This is a genomic window from Streptomyces sp. NPDC046859 (genome assembly GCF_040645135.1).
Classification (GTDB): domain Bacteria; phylum Actinomycetota; class Actinomycetes; order Streptomycetales; family Streptomycetaceae; genus Streptomyces.
This window is the reverse complement of the sequence record NZ_JBEYXR010000005.1, coordinates 62,961-79,001: the sequence shown is the minus strand read 5'-3', so window position 1 is coordinate 79,001 and position 16,041 is coordinate 62,961. Positions and strand designations below refer to the sequence as shown.

The window sequence follows — 16,041 nt, the reverse complement described above, 5'->3', positions numbered from 1 at the left end:
CCATTCAGTCCAGCCAGACATATCCCGCGAGTCGCCCCGTGGTGCGGTCGCGGCGGTACGAGAAGTGATCGGCCGACTCCCGGGTGCACACCGGCGACTGCTCCCGGTCGCGCACCCCGAGCCGGGTGAGCTGGGCGTGCACCCCGGCGGCGACGTCCACCGCGGGAGTGCCCCAGCTCGTCTCGGCGTGCGCCGCCGGCTCGACGGCGGCCACCTCGGCGCGCATCGCCTCGGGCACTTCGTAGCACCGGCCGCACACGGTGGGCCCGGTGCGGGCGACGATCCGGGCGGGGTCGGCGCCCAGCGAGGTCATCGCGCGCACCGCCGCCGGGACGACCCCGGCGACCATGCCCGGTCGTCCGGCGTGGGCGGCGGCGACGATCCCGGCCACCGGGTCGGCCAGCAGCACCGGCACGCAGTCGGCGGTCAGGACGGCGAGGGCGAGTCCCCGCCGTGCCGTGACGACCGCGTCGACCTCGGGCACCGGGGCCTTGCCCCACGCTCCGTCGACCACGGCGACGTCCGTGCCGTGCACCTGGTTCATCCAGACGACGTCGTCGGGGCCGAGCCCGAGCGACTTGGCGGCGATCTCGCGGTTGGCCAGGACGGCCCCCGGGTCGTCGCCGACCGCCCCGCCGAGATTGAGCTCCTCATACGGAGCGGCGCTCACCCCGCCCCACCGGTCGGTGAAGGCGAAGTGGGCGCCGCTCACTGTGTCGCGCTGTCCTATCACGTCAGAAGGATCACTTGAGGAAGTCCGGGACGTCCAGCTCTTCCGCCGCGCTGTCGGCGTAGGTCCGGGACGGCGGGACCGGCGGGGCGACCGGGACGTCGGCCACCGGCTCCGGCACCGGCTCGGGCTCCTCCTTCGGCGTCACGCTGCCGAGGGAGCCGAAGGACGGACGGCTCTCGGGCTGCGGCCGGGCCGCCGGGGCGGGCTCCTCGCGGCGGACCGGGGAGGACGAGGCCGAGCCGAGGACGTTGTCCCGGCGGGCCGGCGGCTGTCCGCCGTCGAAGCCGGCCGCGATCACGGTGACCCGGACCTCGTCGCCGAGCGCGTCGTCGATGACGGCGCCGAAGATGATGTTCGCCTCGGGGTGGGCGGCCTCGCTGACCAGCTGGGCGGCCTCGTTGATCTCGAACAGGCCGAGGTCGGAGCCGCCGGAGATGGAGAGGAGCACGCCCCGGGCGCCGTCGATGGACGCCTCCAGGAGCGGCGAGGAGATCGCCATCTCGGCGGCGGCCACCGCGCGGTCGTCGCCGCGGGCCGAGCCGATGCCCATGAGGGCCGAACCGGCCTCGGACATGACCGACTTGACGTCGGCGAAGTCGAGGTTGATGAGGCCGGGCGTGGTGATCAGGTCGGTGATGCCCTGGACACCGGAGAGCAGGACCTGGTCGGCCGACTTGAAGGCGTCCAGGACCGAGACCTGGCGGTCCGAGATGGACAGCAGCCGGTCGTTCGGGATGACGATGAGGGTGTCGACCTCCTCGCGCAGCTCCGCGATGCCGTCCTCGGCCTGGTTGGCGCGGCGCCGGCCCTCGAAGGTGAACGGGCGGGTGACCACGCCGATGGTGAGCGCGCCCAGGGAGCGGGCGATGTTGGCCACGACGGGCGCGCCGCCGGTGCCGGTGCCGCCGCCTTCACCGGCCGTCACGAAGACCATGTCGGCCCCCTTGAGGACCTCCTCGATCTCCTCGCGGTGGTCCTCGGCGGCCTTGCGGCCCACGGCCGGGTTCGCTCCGGCGCCGAGTCCGCGGGTGAGTTCACGGCCGACGTCGAGCTTGACGTCGGCGTCGCTCATCAACAGAGCTTGCGCGTCGGTGTTGATGGCGATGAACTCGACGCCCTTGAGACCGACCTCGATCATCCGGTTGATGGCATTGACACCACCGCCGCCGACACCGATGACTTTGATGACTGCGAGGTAGTTCTGCGGTGCTGCCACGTCGAAGGCCTCTCGCCTCGAGTTACGGGTCACCGGACGACGGAAGCGCTGCGCTTCGCGAACCCGGTGACTGATGCCGAATGGGACGGTCCATAGCGCCGACCCGAACCCTAACCCTGAAGTTTAGGGTTACCAGTGTGTCTGTTCCTTGAAGTCTTCTGAACAGGACACTAAGTCGACAAGTGGCGCACGTTCAACGAACACGCCGAACCTCCCGTTTTTCTTTTCACCCTATGTGATCAGCCGTGTCGCTGCCCAACCAGGGTGCTGGCCTGCGCGGATGTGCGTCAACTCCCTGATGACGCCGGGGCCGTGGGGACGCTGACGTCGAAGTGCCGCGCACGGGGGGAGGCTTTCATGAGAGCGTGGAGTGTGCGAGCCTTCGCCGCGCCGTTCTCGCCGCTGCCCCAGGCGACGGTCGTGCCGCCGGTCAGGACGAGCGAGATGTCGTCGTAGGAACGGACCTTGACGACCTGGGTGCCCCGTGCGACGGACGCCGGGAGGGCGCCCGCGACCCGCACCGCCTCCCGCACCAGCCGGGCCTCGCCGAAGCGCCGCAGGCTCGCCGCGGCGGAAGTCGACCGGGAGACCGTCAAATCCAGCGCGGGGACGCCTTTCGGGGGCTCGGGGACCGTGGCGAAACGGACCCCTTTCCTGTCCACTTCGATGAACTTTCCGCCGCTTTGAACAATGAGGACCGGAGTACGTTCCACCACGTTCACACCGATTCCGTGCGGCCAGTCGCGCACCACGTCCACCTCGTCGATCCGCGGGAGTTCGCGGCGCAGGCGCGCCTCGATCGCCGCGGTGTCGACCGAGACGAGGGGCGCGCCCACGGGCACGTCGGCCGACTCGCGCACCTGCTCCGGCGTCAGGACCCGGGTCCCGGACACCGGCACCCGCTCCACACGCAGCCACGAGGAGCCGTAGAGCAGCCAGACGGAGCCGGCGCCGAGGAGCACCAGGACGACGGAAAGAATGATGATCGTACGAAGGCGGGTCAGTCTCAACCGCCGCCGGGTGGGGGGCGGGTCGGACGACTCGTGCTGGCGTTCACCGCGCTCGGCGGTCGTCGATCCGGCCACGCTCCCTACCCTCCGTCATACGGTCACTGGCGGCGGTGCGAGGCGATCGCCTCGTACACCATGCCGACGAGCAGGTCGTCGGCGTCCCGGCGGCCGAACTCGCTTGCGGCGCGGGACATCTCGTACAGCCGGTGCGGGTCGGCGAGCACGGGCAGGACGTTCTGCTGCACCCACTCGGGAGTGAGTTCCGCGTCGTCGACCAGCAGGCCGCCGCCGGCCTTGACCACCGGCTGGGCGTTCAGCCGCTGTTCGCCGTTGCCGATGGGCAGCGGGACGTAGGCGGCCGGGAGTCCGACGGCGGAGAGTTCGGCGACGGTCATCGCGCCCGCGCGGCAGAGCATCATGTCGGCCGCGGCGTACGCGAGGTCCATCCGGTCCAGGTAACTTACCGGGATGTAGGGGGGCATCCCCGGCATCTGCTGCACGTGCGGCAGTTCGTTCTTCGGGCCGACCGCGTGCAGGATCTGGATCCCGGCCTGCTGGAGGTAGGGCGCGACCTGCTGGACGACCTCGTTGAGGCGGCGGGCGCCCTGCGAGCCGCCGGAGACCAGCAGCGTCGGCAGGTTGGGGTCGAGCCCGAACATCGCGCGGGCCTCGGGGCGGGCGGCGGCCCGGTCGAGGGTGGCGATGGTGTGGCGCAGCGGGATGCCGATGTAGCGGGAGTTGCGCAGCTTGCTGTCCGGGGTGGCGACGGCGACCTGGGCGGCGTAGCGCGAGCCGATCTTGTTGGCGAGACCGGGGCGCGCGTTGGCCTCGTGGATGACGATCGGCACTCCGAGGCGCTTGGCGGCGAGGTAGCCGGGCAGGGCGACGTAGCCGCCGAAGCCGACGACGGCGTCCGCCTTGGTGCGCTCCAGGATCTGCTCGGTCGCCTTGATCGTGCCGCGCAGCCGGCCCGGCACGGTGATCAGCTCGGGCGTCGGCTTGCGCGGCAGCGGCACGGCGGGGATCAGCGCGAGCTCATAGCCCCGCTGCGGTACGAGTGTGGTCTCCAGACCGCGTTCCGTGCCCAGGGCCGTGATCCCCACGGTCGGGTCCTGCCTGCGCAGGGCGTCCGCGAGGGCGAGCGCGGGCTCGATGTGGCCGGCGGTCCCCCCACCGGCGAGTACGACATGCACCGAAATTCACCGCTCTCCGGACGAGCGCGCCGCCGAGGCACGCCGTCGCATCGTGTTCCATCTCCGAGGCCCCCGAACGAGCCCGGCGCCTCCCGCACGCTTTTTACCAAAGCGTGGTTGCCGTACGGAAAGCGCTGCCCGCGCAGCGGGCTCGTCGCGCGCGAACGCGATCAGCAGCCCGATGGCGAACATGGTCGGCAGCAGGGCGGATCCCCCGTAGGAGAACAGCGGGAGGGGGACACCGGCGATCGGCAGCAGGCCGAGCACCGCACCGATGTTGATCACGGCTTGCGCGGTGATCCAGGTGGTCACACCTCCGGCGGCATACCTGACGAAGGGGTCCTCCGTGCGTCCGGCCACGCGGATACCCGCATAGCCTAGAGCCGCGAACAGACCCAGTACCGACAGCGTCCCCGCCAGGCCCAGTTCCTCACCGGTGACGGCGAAGATGAAGTCGGTGTGGGCTTCGGGGAGTTGGCCCCATTTCTCCACACTCGCCCCGAGTCCGGAACCGAAGATCCCGCCGGACGCGAGCGCGTAGATCCCGTGCACGGCCTGCCAGCAGTCGACGGGCCCGGCCTGGGGCTCGGTCGCGCCGAGGCACTGCAGGCGGGCCATCCGGTTCGCGCTGGTCTTGATCAGCAGCAGGCCGATCGCGCCGGCGACGGACAGCACTCCCACGAACAGCCGGGTCGGCGCCCCCGCCAGCCACAGCAGGCCAAACAGGATCGCGGACAGGATGATCGCGGTACCCATGTCGCCGCCGAGCATGATCAGCCCGAGCAGCATGAAGGCGACCGGCACCAGCGGCACCAGCATGTGCTTCCACTGGGCCAGCAGCTTCTTGTCCTGCTTGCGGGCGATCAGGTCGGCGCCCCACAGCACCAGCGCCAGCTTGCCGAACTCGCTGGGCTGGATCTGGAAGGAGCCGCCGAGGGCGATCCAGTTCTGGTTGCCGTTCACCGCGACCCCTATCCCGGGCACCTGCACCAGCGCCATCAGGAAGACGGCGCCCGCGAGGATCGGGTAGGCCAGCGCGCGGTGCAGCTTCACCGGCATCCGGGAGGCGGCGAACAGCAGCCCGGCGCCGATCGCCGCGGCCAGCAGCTGCTTGCGGAAGAAGTACGAGCCGGGCAGCGACATCTGCAGCGCGGTGATCTGGGAGGCCGAGTAGACCATCACCAGGCCCAGCACGGTGATCAGGAGGCTGCCGCCGAAGATCAGGTAGTAGGCGGTCAGCGGCCGGTCCCAGGCCCGGCGCAGCCGCCGGTGGAGCCGCCGTACGGCGTTGTCGGGCACCGGGCGCGCGGCGGCGGGGCGCCGTACGGTCCGCTGGACGGGGGGCCGTCCGGTCCGGCTACCGGGCATCGGCGCTCACCGCCTCGCCAAGGGCGTACGTCCTGTCCGGCCACATCCGAGTCACGCGTCCCTCCAAGGGTCCCGAAGCACCCGCTGTGGCCGAGACCCGCCGTCAGGCGCCAGCGCCGAGTTCGCGGACCGCCGCCGCGAACGCGTCACCGCGCTGGTTGTAGTTGGCGAACATGTCCATCGAGGCACACGCCGGAGCGAGGAGCACCGTGTCGCCGGGCTGTGCGAGCCGCCGCGCCTCCTGGACTGCCGCGAGCATCGCCCCAGTGTCGGTCCGTTCGAGGTCGACGACGGGTACTTCCGGCGCGTGTCGCGCCAGGGCTTCGCGGATCAGGGCGCGATCGGCGCCCAAGAGCACGGCGCCGCGCAGCCGCGGCGCGGACTTGGCGACCAGTTCCTCGAACTCGGCGCCCTTGGCGAGCCCGCCCGCGATCCACACGATGGACTCGTACGCCGCCAACGAGGCCTCGGCGGCGTGGGTGTTGGTGGCCTTGGAGTCGTCGACGTACGCGACGCCGTCCACGTCCGCCACGTGCGCGATGCGGTGGGCGTCCGGGGTGAAGGCCCGCAGCCCGTCCCGTACGGCCTGCGGGGGCACCCCGAAGGCGCGCGCGAGGGCCGCCGCCGCAAGGGCGTTGGCGATGTTGTGCGGCGCGGGCGGGGTGACGTCGGAGACCTCGGCGAGCTCCTGGGCGTTCTTGTGCCGGTTCTCCACGAAGGCGCGGTCGACGAGGATGCCCTCGACGACGCCGAGTTGGGAGGGGGCCGGGGTGCCGAGGGTGAAGCCGACGGCCCGGCAGCCCTCCTCGACGTCCGCCTCGCGCACCAGGTCCTCGGTGGCCTTGTCGGCCACGTTGTAGACGCAGGCGACCCGGTTGCCCTCGTAGACACGGCCCTTGTCGGCGGCGTACGCCTCCATGGAGCCGTGCCAGTCGAGGTGGTCGGGCGCCAGGTTCAGCACGGCGGCGGAGTGGGCGCGCAGGGACGGCGCCCAGTGCAGCTGGTAGCTGGACAGCTCCACCGCGAGGACGTCGTACGGCTCCTCGCCGAGGACGGCGTCGAGCAGCGAGACGCCGATGTTGCCCACGGCGGCGGTGCGCAGGCCGGCCGCGCGCAGGATGGCGGCGAGCATCTGCACGGTGGTGGTCTTGCCGTTGGTGCCGGTGACGGCGAGCCAGGGGGCCGCGTCGGGGCCCCGCAGCCGCCAGGCGAGTTCGACGTCGCCCCAGATCTCCACGCCGGCCGCGCGGGCCGCCTCGAACAGCGGCTTGTCCGGCTTCCAGCCGGGCGCGGTGACGACGAGTTCGGTGCCGTCGGGCAGGGTCGCCCCGTCGCCGAGTCGCACGGTGACGCCGAGCGCCTCCAGTTCGGCGGCCTGGGCACGGGCCCGGTCGTCGTCACCGTCGTTGACGACGGTGACGTTCGCGCCGAGGCCGTGCAGCACCTTGGCCGCCGGGATGCCGGAGACGCCGAGCCCGGCGACGGTGACGTTCTTCCCCTGCCAGTCGGTCACTTGTCCGCTGCCCATCCCGCATAGAAGAGACCCAGTCCGACAATCACACAGATGCCCTGAATGATCCAGAAGCGGACCACGACGAGGACTTCGGACCAGCCTTTGAGTTCGAAGTGGTGCTGGAGTGGCGCCATACGGAAGACGCGCTTGCCCGTGAGGCGGAACGAACCGACCTGGATGACCACCGACATGGTGATGAGCACGAACAGGCCGCCGAGGATGGCGAGCAGCAGCTCGGTGCGCGAGCAGATGGCGAGACCGGCGAGCGCGCCACCGAGGGCCAGCGAACCGGTGTCACCCATGAAGATCTTGGCGGGGGACGTGTTCCACCACAGGAAGCCGAGGCAGGCGCCCATCAACGCCGAGGAGACGACGGCGAGATCGAGTGGATCGCGCACCTCGTAGCAGGCGCCCGGGTTGGTCAGGGTCTGCGCGTTGGCGCAGGACTCCTGGAACTGCCAGACGCCGATGAACGTGTAGGCGCCGAAGACGAGCACGGAGGCACCGGTGGCGAGGCCGTCCAGACCGTCCGTCAGGTTCACGCCGTTGGACATGGCCAGGATCATGAACAGCGCCCAGACGACGAACAGCACCGGGCCGATGGACCAGCCGAAGTCCTGCACGAAGGAGAGCTTGGTGGACGCCGGGGTGTTGCCGCGGTTGTCCGCGAACTGGAGCGAGAGGACCGCGAAGGCGATGCCGCCGAGCAGCTGGCCGGCCATCTTCGCCTTGGCCCGCAGACCCAGCGAACGGCGCTTGACGATCTTGATGTAGTCGTCCAGGAAGCCGACCAGACCCATGCCGGCCATCAGGCCGATCACGAGGATGCCGGAGAACGTCGGCGGCTTGCCGGTGATCAGCTTCGACAGGAAGTACGCGGCGATCGTCGCCAGGATGAACGCGATACCACCCATCGTCGGCGTACCGCGCTTGCTGTGGTGCTCGCGCGGGCCGTCGTCCCGGATGTACTGGCCGTAGCCCTTGCGGGCCAGCAGCTTGATCAGCAGCGGAGTGCCGACCAGGGTCAGGAACAGACCGATGACACCCGAGAACAGGACCTGATTCATCATCGGGCGGCGACCTCACCCTCGGTACCGCCCGCGAGCAGCGCCTCGGCGACGCTCTCCAGACCGACCGAACGGGACGCCTTCACGAGCACGACATCCCCTGGGCGCAACTCGCTGCGCAACAGGTCGACCGCCGCCTGTGCGTCGGACACGTGCACCGACTCCTCACCCCACGAACCCTCGTTATATGCGCCCAGTTGCAGCCAGGACGCTTCCCTGCCCCCGACCGCGACGAGCTTGCCGACATTGAGCCGGACGGCGAGCCGTCCGACCGCGTCGTGCTCGGCGAGCGCCTCGTCCCCGAGCTCGGCCATCTTGCCGAGCACCGCCCACGTCCGGCGCCCCTTGCCCATCGCCGCCAGCGCGCGCAGAGCGGCTCGCATGGACTCGGGGTTCGCGTTGTAGGCGTCGTTGACGACCGTCACGCCGTCCGGGCGCTCGGTGACCTCCATCCGCCAGCGGGAGAGGGAGCCCGCCTCGGAGAGCGCGGTGGCGATCTCTTCCGCGGACATGCCCAGCTCATGGGCGACGGCGGCCGCGGCGAGCGCGTTCGACACGTGGTGCTCACCGTACAGGCGCATGGTCACATCGCTGCACCCGGAGGGTGTGTGAAGGACGAAGGAGGGCTGTCCGCTGTCCGTGAGTCGCACGTTCTCGGCGCGAACGTCCGCTTCGTCGGACTCTCCGAAAAGGACCACCTTCGCCTTCGTACGGGAGGCCATGGCCCGCACGAGGGGGTCGTCGGCGTTGAGGATCGCGGTCCCGTCCTCGGGCAGGCTCTCCACGAGTTCGCCCTTCGCCTGGGCGATCTGCTCACGCCCGCCGAACTCGCCGATGTGCGCGGTGCCGACGTTGAGCACCAGGCCGACCTTGGGCGGCGTCAGTTCGGTCAGGTAGCGGATGTGGCCGATGCCCCGCGCGCCCATCTCCAGGACCAGGAAGCGGGTCTCCTCGGTGGCGCTGAGGGCGGTGAGGGGCAGTCCGATCTCGTTGTTGAGCGAGCCCGGCGTGAACACGGTCGGCGCCTTGTGGCGGAGCACCTGGGCGATGAGGTCCTTGGTGCTGGTCTTGCCGGCGGAGCCGGTCAGCCCCACGAGGGTGGCGCCGAGCCGGCGGACGACGTGGCGGGCGAGGGCGCCGAGGGCCTTCTGGACGTCCGGCACGACGATGGCGGGCACGCCCACCGGGCGTGAGCCGAGGACGGCGGCGGCGCCGGCCGCGACGACCGCCTCGGCGTAGTCGTGGCCGTCGGCGCGCTCGCCGACGAAGGCGACGAAGAGGCTGCCGGGCTCCACCTCACGGGAGTCCCGGACGACGGATCCGGTGACCTGGACCGACGGATCCGGTATGTCGTACGTCTGCCCGCCGACGACTTCTGCGATCTCGGCGAGGGAGAGGGCGATCACAAGTTCATCCCTGGGTCTTCTTGATGGCTTCGCGCAGTACCTGGCGGTCGTCGAAGGGACGGACCACTCCGGCGATGTCCTGGCCCTGCTCGTGGCCCTTGCCCGCGATCAGCACCGTGTCCCCGGGCTGCGCGCGGGCGACGGCTGCGGCGATCGCGGCGGCCCGGTCCTCGAAGACCTGCACCTCGCCGCGCTCGTGCGCCGGTACGGAGGCGGCGCCCCGGAGCATGGCCGCGAGGATCGCGAGGGGGTCCTCGGAGCGGGGGTTGTCGGAGGTCAGGACGGCGGTGTCGGCGAGCCGCGCCGCGGCCGCGCCCATCGGCTCCCGTTTGGTCCTGTCCCGGTCGCCGCCGCAGCCGAGCACCACGTGCACCTTGCCCTCGGTGACCTTGCGCAGGGCCTTGAGCACGGACTCGACGGCGTCGGTCTTGTGGGCGTAGTCCACGACCGCGAGGTACGGCTGCCCGGCGTCCACGCGCTCCAGCCGGCCCGGCACGCCCGGTACGGCGGCGATGCCGTCGGCGGCGGTCTGCGGGTCGAGGCCGGCCGCGGCCAGGGCGACGATCGCGGCGAGGGTGTTCGCCACGTTGAAGGGCCCGGCCAGCGGCGAGGTGGCCGCGATCCGCTCGTCCTTCGGGCCGATCACCGTGAACCGCGCGTCCATGGGGCCGATCCGGACGTCCTCGGCACGCCAGTCGGCGTCGGGGTGGCCCTCGGCCGAGAAGGTGACGATCGGGACGCCGGCCTCCTTCACGAGCCTGCGGCCGTAGTCGTCGTCGAGGTTGACCACGCCGAGCCGGCTGCGCGCCGGGGTGAACAGCTGCGCCTTGGCCTGGAAGTAGTCCTCCATGTCGGAGTGGAACTCCATGTGCTCCGGGCTGAGGTTGGTGAAGACGGCGATGTCGAAGACACAGCCGTCGACCCGCCCGAGCACCAGGGCGTGGCTGGAGACCTCCATGGCGACCGCCTCGACGCCGCGTTCGCGCATGACGGCGAAGAGCGCCTGGAGGTCGGTGGCTTCCGGGGTGGTGCGCTCGGACTTGATCCGCTCGTCGCCGATGCGCGTCTCGACCGTGCCGATCAGGCCGGTCGAGCGGGCCGTCCTGAGGCCGCCCTCGACGAGGTAGGCGGTGGTGGTCTTGCCCGAGGTGCCGGTGATGCCGATCTGGAGCAGGTCGCGGCCCGGCCGGCCGTAGATGGTGGCCGCGAGTTCGCCCATCCGGCCGCGCGGGTCGTCGACGACCAGGACCGGCAGGCCGGTCGCGGCGGCGCGTTCGGCGCCGGTCGGGTCGGTCAGCACGGCGGCCGCGCCGAGGCCGGCGGCCTGGGTCACGAAGTCGGCGCCGTGCAGGCGGGCGCCCGGGAGGGCGGCGTACAGGTCGCCGGGGCGGACGGCACGCGAGTCATGGGTGATGCCCGTGACCTCGGTGGGGCCGTCCGGCTGTGCCGGCGCGGCGGCACCCAGCTGATCGGCGAGATCCGCCAGGGGTGTGGCGGCGACCTGTACCGGCCTGGGCGGTCCCGGATACGTCACGGGGTGCCCCTTCTGGGTGGTTTGAGACTGATCAGCGTGTGGCACGGCGGTGAGCGTACCGGGAGTACCCCCTTGCGGGCGAAGTGAGGGGCGGGAGGTGCCGTGGTTCCCGGGGTCGGGGGTGATCGTTGTCACGGGGCGGTTCCTGGCTGCTCGGTGCTGATCAGGTGGTCAGGGTTTGTAGGAGACCGGAAGGCTGGCGGGCTTGGCTCCGGTCGGCGGGACCTGGAGGGTCTTCAGCGCGAACTCCATGACCTCCTTGTAGATGGGGCCGCAGATCTGGCCGCCGAAGTAGTTGCCCTGGGTCGCGTTCTGGATGGCGCAGTAGACGGTGATCCGGGGCTTGTCCGCGGGTGCGAAGCCGGCGAACGACGAGGTGTACCCGCGGTACTTGCCTGTGGCCGGATCCACTCGGTTCGCCGTCCCCGTCTTGCCCGCGACGCGGTAGCCGGGGATGCGTGCCTTGGTGCCGGTGCCCTCGCGGTCGTCCACGACGGACTCCAGCATCCGGGCGAGCGTCTTCGCCGTCTTCGCGCTGATCACCCGGGTCTTCCTGGGCTTGGGCGCCTCGGTGAACTGCCCGTCGGGGCCCTTGGTGCCGCGGACGAGCGTGGGTTCGACGCGCACACCGCCGTTGGCGATCGTCGAGTAGATGGACGCCGCCTGCATGGCGTTGAGGGACAGGCCCTGGCCGAAAGGAATCGTGTACTGCTGCGAGGTCGACCACTTGCCGGGCGCGGCCAGGATGCCCGGCGTCTCGCCGGGGAAGCCGAGGCCGGTGTAGCTGCCGAGGCCGAACTTGCGCAGGTAGTCGTACAGGACCTTGTTCGCCTGCGGCTGGGTCCTGCCGAGCTGGCCGGTGGCGAGGATCGTGCCGATGTTGCTGGACTTGGCGAGCACGCCGTTGAGCGTGAGGTGCCAGGTCTCGTGGTCGATGTCGTCCTTGAAGAGCCGGTCGCCGCGGTGCAGCCGGTTCGGTACGACGACGTATGTGCCGGGGGTGGCCACGCCCTCCTCCAGCACGGCGGCCATCGACATGACCTTCGCGGTGGAGCCGGGCTCGTAGGCGTCCTGCAGGGCCGCGTTGCCCATGTTGGCGCCGCTGGCCTCGGAGAGGTCGTTGGGGTCGAAGCCGGGCGCGTTGGCCATGGCGAGGACCTCGCCGGTGCGGGTGTCCTGGACGATCACGTACCCGCGGTCGGCCTTCGACTTCGCGACCTGTTCGGTGATCGCGTTCTGCGCGGCCCACTGGATGTCGCGGTCGATGGTGAGCTCGACGTCGCTGCCGGGCACGGCCGGGGTCTCGGTGGCGTTGACGGTGGGGACCTGCCGCCCGCCGGACTGGGCGTAGCGGATCTCGCCGTCCTTGCCGGACAGCTCACCGTTCAGCTGCTGCTCGACACCGCCGCCGCCCTTGCCGTCGGCGTTGACCCAGCCCAGTATCCCGGCGGCGAGGTCGCCGTTGGGGTACACGCGCTTGCTGCTGGCGACCGACAGGACGCCGCCGAGGACGTTCACCGTGGCCTTGTCGGCCTCGGACTTGGTGGCCAGCGCGGTCTTCAGGTCCTTGATCTGCTTCCAGACCTGCGGGGTCTGGCGGCTGGCCAGCAGGGTGTAGCGCAGGTTCTTGTTCGCCGGCCGGAGCTTCCTGACGATCGCGTCCTGCTCCTGCCCGAGGATCGGCGCGAGCAGGGCGGCCGCCTGCTCGGGTCCGTCGTCGACGCCGAGCTGCTCACGGCTGAAGAGGGTGGGGTCGGCCGTGATGTCGTACGCGTCGACGCTGGTCGCGAGGGCCACGCCGTTGCGGTCGGTGATGCCGCCGCGCTCGGCGGCCAGGGTGTAGCCGACGTAGCGGTTCTTCTGGGCCTTGGCGGCGTACGTGCTCGCGTCGACGCCCTGCACCTGGAGCAGGCGCAGCACGAAGGCGCTCAGCACGAGGGTCAGGGCCAGGCCGACCATGCGCAGCCGGGGCCGGGGGCTGCCGAGCCGGATGGTGCCCCGGGCGCCGGGGCGGGGCCGGCCCGGGCGGCGGGCGGGGCGCGCGCCGGGTCCCGGGCGCCGCTGGGCGCCGCCGGAGCGGGCGGGCTTCGCGGGGCCGGGCACACGGCGGCGCGGCGGTTCCCTGTCGGACACTTCCGTCACCTGCCGGGGGTCGGGTACGGGGAGGGCTGTGCGTCGGAGGGGTACGGGGCCGGAGTGGGCGCGCCCTGCGGCGTCGCGGCGGCCGGGTCGGGCTCGGCGGGTGCCGTGCCGGGCGTCGCGGGGTCCCCGGCGAGGGCCTCGGGGGCGAGCACGAGGGGCTCGCGGGCGGCCGCGGGGTCGACGGCCGCGACGCTGGGGACGCCCTTGACGGTGCCGTCGGGGCCGAGGAACGCGGGGTCGCCGCCGGGCACCATGCCGAGTTCCCGGGCCCGGCGCTGGAGGGCGTCGGGCGCGGAGTAGGCGTCGATGTCGCGCTGCAGGGACTGCTCCTCGTCGGTGAGGGACTTCGTCTCCCGTTCGAGGTCGTCAAGGCGGAACGCGCCCTCGCTGAGGGCGGAGTTCAGCACGAGCAGCCCGATGAGTCCGCCGCCGAGGAGGAGGACGACGAGGAGGACGAAGGGGGCGCGGGCGGCTCGCCCCGCCCCGGCGGGCAGGAGCCGGGCGAGCCGGGCCGCCCGGCCCCTCAGTTCGGGTCTGCTGCTCACGCGCCCTCCCGGATCCGGTGCTCCGGCCCGGCGGCGTGCTGCCCGGGACCGGGCGTCCGCCCCTGCCTGCCGTCCGTCATTCGATGGACTCCCTGATGCGCTCGGCGCCGCGCAGCCGCGCCGGTGCGGCACGGCGGTTCTCGGCGACCTCTTCCTCCGAGGGAAGTTCGGCACCGCGTGTCAGCAGCTTGAGCCGGGGCTGGTAGCGCTCGGGCACGACGGGCAGCCCGGGCGGGGCGGTGCTTGCGGCGCCGGCCGCGAGGACCTGCTTGACCAGCCGGTCCTCCAGCGAGTGGTACGACAGCACGGCGATCCGCCCGCCCACGGCGAGTGTCTCCACGGCCGCCGGGATCGCCCGCTCCAGGACCGACAGCTCGCCGTTGACCTCGATGCGCAGCGCCTGGAAGGTGCGTTTGGCCGGGTTGCCGCCGGTGCGCTTGGCGGCCTGCGGCAGCGCGTCCCGGATGAGGTCCACGAGCCGGGCGCTGTTGGTGAACGGCTCCTTCTCGCGCTCGCGCACCACGGCGGCCACGATCCGCTTGGCCTGCTTCTCCTCGCCGTAGGCGCGCAGGATGCGGACGAGCTCACCGGGCGGGTAGGTGTTCAGGACCTCGGCGGCGCTGATCCCGGTGGTCTGGTCCATGCGCATGTCGAGCGGGGCGTCCTGCGCGTAGGCGAAGCCGCGGCCGGCCTCGTCGAGCTGCATGGAGGAGACGCCGAGGTCGAACAGGACGCCCTGGACCCGCGGGATGCCGAGGCGGGCGAGGACGTCCGGGAGCTCGTCGTAGACGGCGTGCACGAGGTGGGCGCGCTCGCCGTAGGGCGCGAGCCGTTCGCCGGACAGGCGCAGCGCCTCGGTGTCCCGGTCGAGCGCGACGAGCCGGGCCTCGGGGAAGCGCCGGAGCAGGGCCTCGCTGTGCCCGCCGAGCCCGAGGGTGCAGTCGACGACGACGGCCCCCGGCTCCTCCAGGGCGGGGGCCAGCAGGTCGAGGCACCGCTGGAGCATCACCGGGACGTGCCGGTCCTCCCGTCGCCCGCCGTCCGTGTTCGGAAGCGCTTCGCGCCCTTTCACTCTTGGGGCCCTCTCAGATCCGGCGGCGCACGCACCGCCGGGTCTCCCGCCGCTCGGGAAGGGGCGGTCCGCCGGCGCCTGGAGCGTCAGCCGACCGGGAGCGGGAGGAGGCCGAGCCGTACGTACGCGCCGCGCACGCGGGGAGGTCTCCGGAAAGTCGCCGGAACCTCCGGGGTTTGCTGTCCAGCAGGGGGAGTCTCGCCTCCCGCTTCGCGTCACTTTAGTCCACGGTGTCGCGCGGTCAATCAACCGGCCTGCGCGTCGCCGCCCCGGGTCGCGGTGACGCCACCCGGCCGGCGAAACCGCCCGTATGGGGGCACTCACATCACCCTTGTGGGTTAACTCACAACAAGCCTTGATGACGTTCTTTGTCCCCTCTCACGACAGGTCCTGCGCCGAAGTGACCAGTACCGTCATGGGTATGACGACCTCTGCATCGATTCCTGCCGGCTCCGACAGCGCGACAGACCGCAGCGGGACGGTCACCGACCGGCTCGTCGACGCCAACGCGCGGTACGCGGCCGAGTTCGCCGACCCGGGCATGGACGCCCGTCCGGTCCTGCGCGTGGCCGTCGTGGCGTGCATGGACGCCCGCCTCGACCTGCACGCCGCGCTGGGCCTGGAGCTCGGCGACTGTCACACCATCCGCAACGCGGGCGGTGTCGTCACCGACGACGTGATCCGCTCGCTCACCATCAGCCAGCGGGCGCTCGGCACCCGCAGCGTCGTCCTGATCCACCACACCAACTGCGGTCTGGAGTCCCTCACCGAGGAGTTCCGGCACGAGCTGGAGATGGAGGTCGGCCAGCGCCCGGCGTGGGCGGTGGAGTCCTTCCGGGACGTCGACCAGGACGTCCGCCAGTCGATGCAGCGGGTGCGCACCTCACCGTTCCTGCTGCACAAGGACGATGTGCGCGGCTTCGTCTTCGACGTGAAGACGGGCCTGCTGCGCGAGGTCGACGCGGCCTGAGCCCGGCTCCGCGCCTCCTCGTGGTGACACCGCGGGCATCCCTGGTGACCTTCGGTTTCACCTGTCGTTCCACTGTCGATTTCGCGCTCCGGCGCGTACAAAAACCCCTAAGACCGACATAACGCAGGCAGTTGTCCACAGTCGAGTGACACGAATCGGTAACGGCAGCAAGAATGCGGGTGTGGCGGCACGCGGAACGTTTCACGCGTGGTGTCCGTGTTTCAGGGGAGGGCCGGTCCGCCTTGTGTCGGCCCGGGAAGAACGGGCCGAGG

Annotated in this window: 13 protein-coding genes; 1 reads left to right on the top strand and 12 read right to left on the bottom strand. The window is 71.5% G+C overall.

Features of this window, described 5'->3' with window-relative positions; translation table 11 throughout:
* Positions 1-4 precede the first annotated feature (4 nt).
* The 12 genes from pgeF to rsmH all read right to left on the bottom strand — a co-directional run bounded on the left by pgeF (position 5) and on the right by rsmH (position 14,799).
* Positions 5-733 (bottom strand): peptidoglycan editing factor PgeF, encoded by a 729-nt coding sequence (pgeF, locus tag ABZ899_RS08655; RefSeq protein WP_361342732.1) that lies wholly within the window; start codon positions 731-733, stop codon positions 5-7.
* A 10-nt stretch (positions 734-743) separates the two neighbouring features.
* On the bottom strand, positions 744-1,949 hold the full coding sequence (gene ftsZ, locus ABZ899_RS08650; protein WP_361342730.1) for a cell division protein FtsZ: 1,206 nt from the start codon (positions 1,947-1,949) through the stop codon (positions 744-746).
* Between the two features lie 287 nt (positions 1,950-2,236).
* Positions 2,237-3,034: an FtsQ-type POTRA domain-containing protein gene (locus ABZ899_RS08645; RefSeq protein WP_361342727.1), complete on the bottom strand. Its 798-nt coding sequence runs from the start codon at positions 3,032-3,034 to the stop codon at positions 2,237-2,239.
* 23 nt (positions 3,035-3,057) lie between these two features.
* A complete protein-coding gene (gene murG, locus ABZ899_RS08640) occupies positions 3,058-4,152 on the bottom strand; it encodes an undecaprenyldiphospho-muramoylpentapeptide beta-N-acetylglucosaminyltransferase (RefSeq protein ID WP_361342724.1) in 1,095 nt (364 codons plus the stop codon).
* Between the two features lie 6 nt (positions 4,153-4,158).
* Complete coding sequence (ftsW, locus tag ABZ899_RS08635; protein WP_361342721.1) at positions 4,159-5,520, bottom strand: putative lipid II flippase FtsW; 1,362 nt, start codon at positions 5,518-5,520, stop codon at positions 4,159-4,161.
* 103 nt (positions 5,521-5,623) lie between these two features.
* Positions 5,624-7,048 carry a UDP-N-acetylmuramoyl-L-alanine--D-glutamate ligase gene (gene murD / locus ABZ899_RS08630; RefSeq protein WP_361342719.1) on the bottom strand — a complete coding sequence of 475 codons (1,425 nt, stop codon included), beginning with the start codon at positions 7,046-7,048 and terminating at the stop codon, positions 5,624-5,626.
* A complete protein-coding gene (gene mraY, locus ABZ899_RS08625) occupies positions 7,030-8,103 on the bottom strand; it encodes a phospho-N-acetylmuramoyl-pentapeptide-transferase (RefSeq protein WP_108706477.1) in 1,074 nt (357 codons plus the stop codon). Before mraY ends, murD begins: the two co-directional genes overlap by 19 nt.
* On the bottom strand, positions 8,100-9,506 hold the full coding sequence (gene murF / locus ABZ899_RS08620) for a UDP-N-acetylmuramoyl-tripeptide--D-alanyl-D-alanine ligase (RefSeq protein WP_361342716.1): 1,407 nt from the start codon (positions 9,504-9,506) through the stop codon (positions 8,100-8,102). Before murF ends, mraY begins: the two co-directional genes overlap by 4 nt.
* Positions 9,507-9,510: 4 nt before the next feature.
* A complete protein-coding gene (locus ABZ899_RS08615) occupies positions 9,511-11,040 on the bottom strand; it encodes a UDP-N-acetylmuramoyl-L-alanyl-D-glutamate--2,6-diaminopimelate ligase (RefSeq protein WP_361342713.1) in 1,530 nt (509 codons plus the stop codon).
* Between the two features lie 171 nt (positions 11,041-11,211).
* Entirely contained in the window at positions 11,212-13,182 is a 1,971-nt protein-coding gene (locus tag ABZ899_RS08610) for a penicillin-binding protein 2 (RefSeq protein WP_361342710.1), read from the bottom strand.
* On the bottom strand, positions 13,179-13,727 hold the full coding sequence (locus tag ABZ899_RS08605; protein WP_361342708.1) for a hypothetical protein: 549 nt from the start codon (positions 13,725-13,727) through the stop codon (positions 13,179-13,181). Before ABZ899_RS08605 ends, ABZ899_RS08610 begins: the two co-directional genes overlap by 4 nt.
* Positions 13,728-13,803: 76 nt before the next feature.
* Positions 13,804-14,799, bottom strand: a complete 996-nt coding sequence (gene rsmH, locus ABZ899_RS08600; protein WP_361342705.1) for a 16S rRNA (cytosine(1402)-N(4))-methyltransferase RsmH — start codon at positions 14,797-14,799, stop codon at positions 13,804-13,806.
* Positions 14,800-15,220: 421 nt separating this feature from the next.
* Here rsmH and ABZ899_RS08595 point away from each other — a divergent pair, with 421 nt between their 5' ends.
* Positions 15,221-15,769, top strand: coding sequence for a carbonic anhydrase (locus ABZ899_RS08595; protein WP_361342703.1), 549 nt, complete (start codon positions 15,221-15,223; stop codon positions 15,767-15,769).
* Positions 15,770-16,041 lie beyond the last annotated feature (272 nt).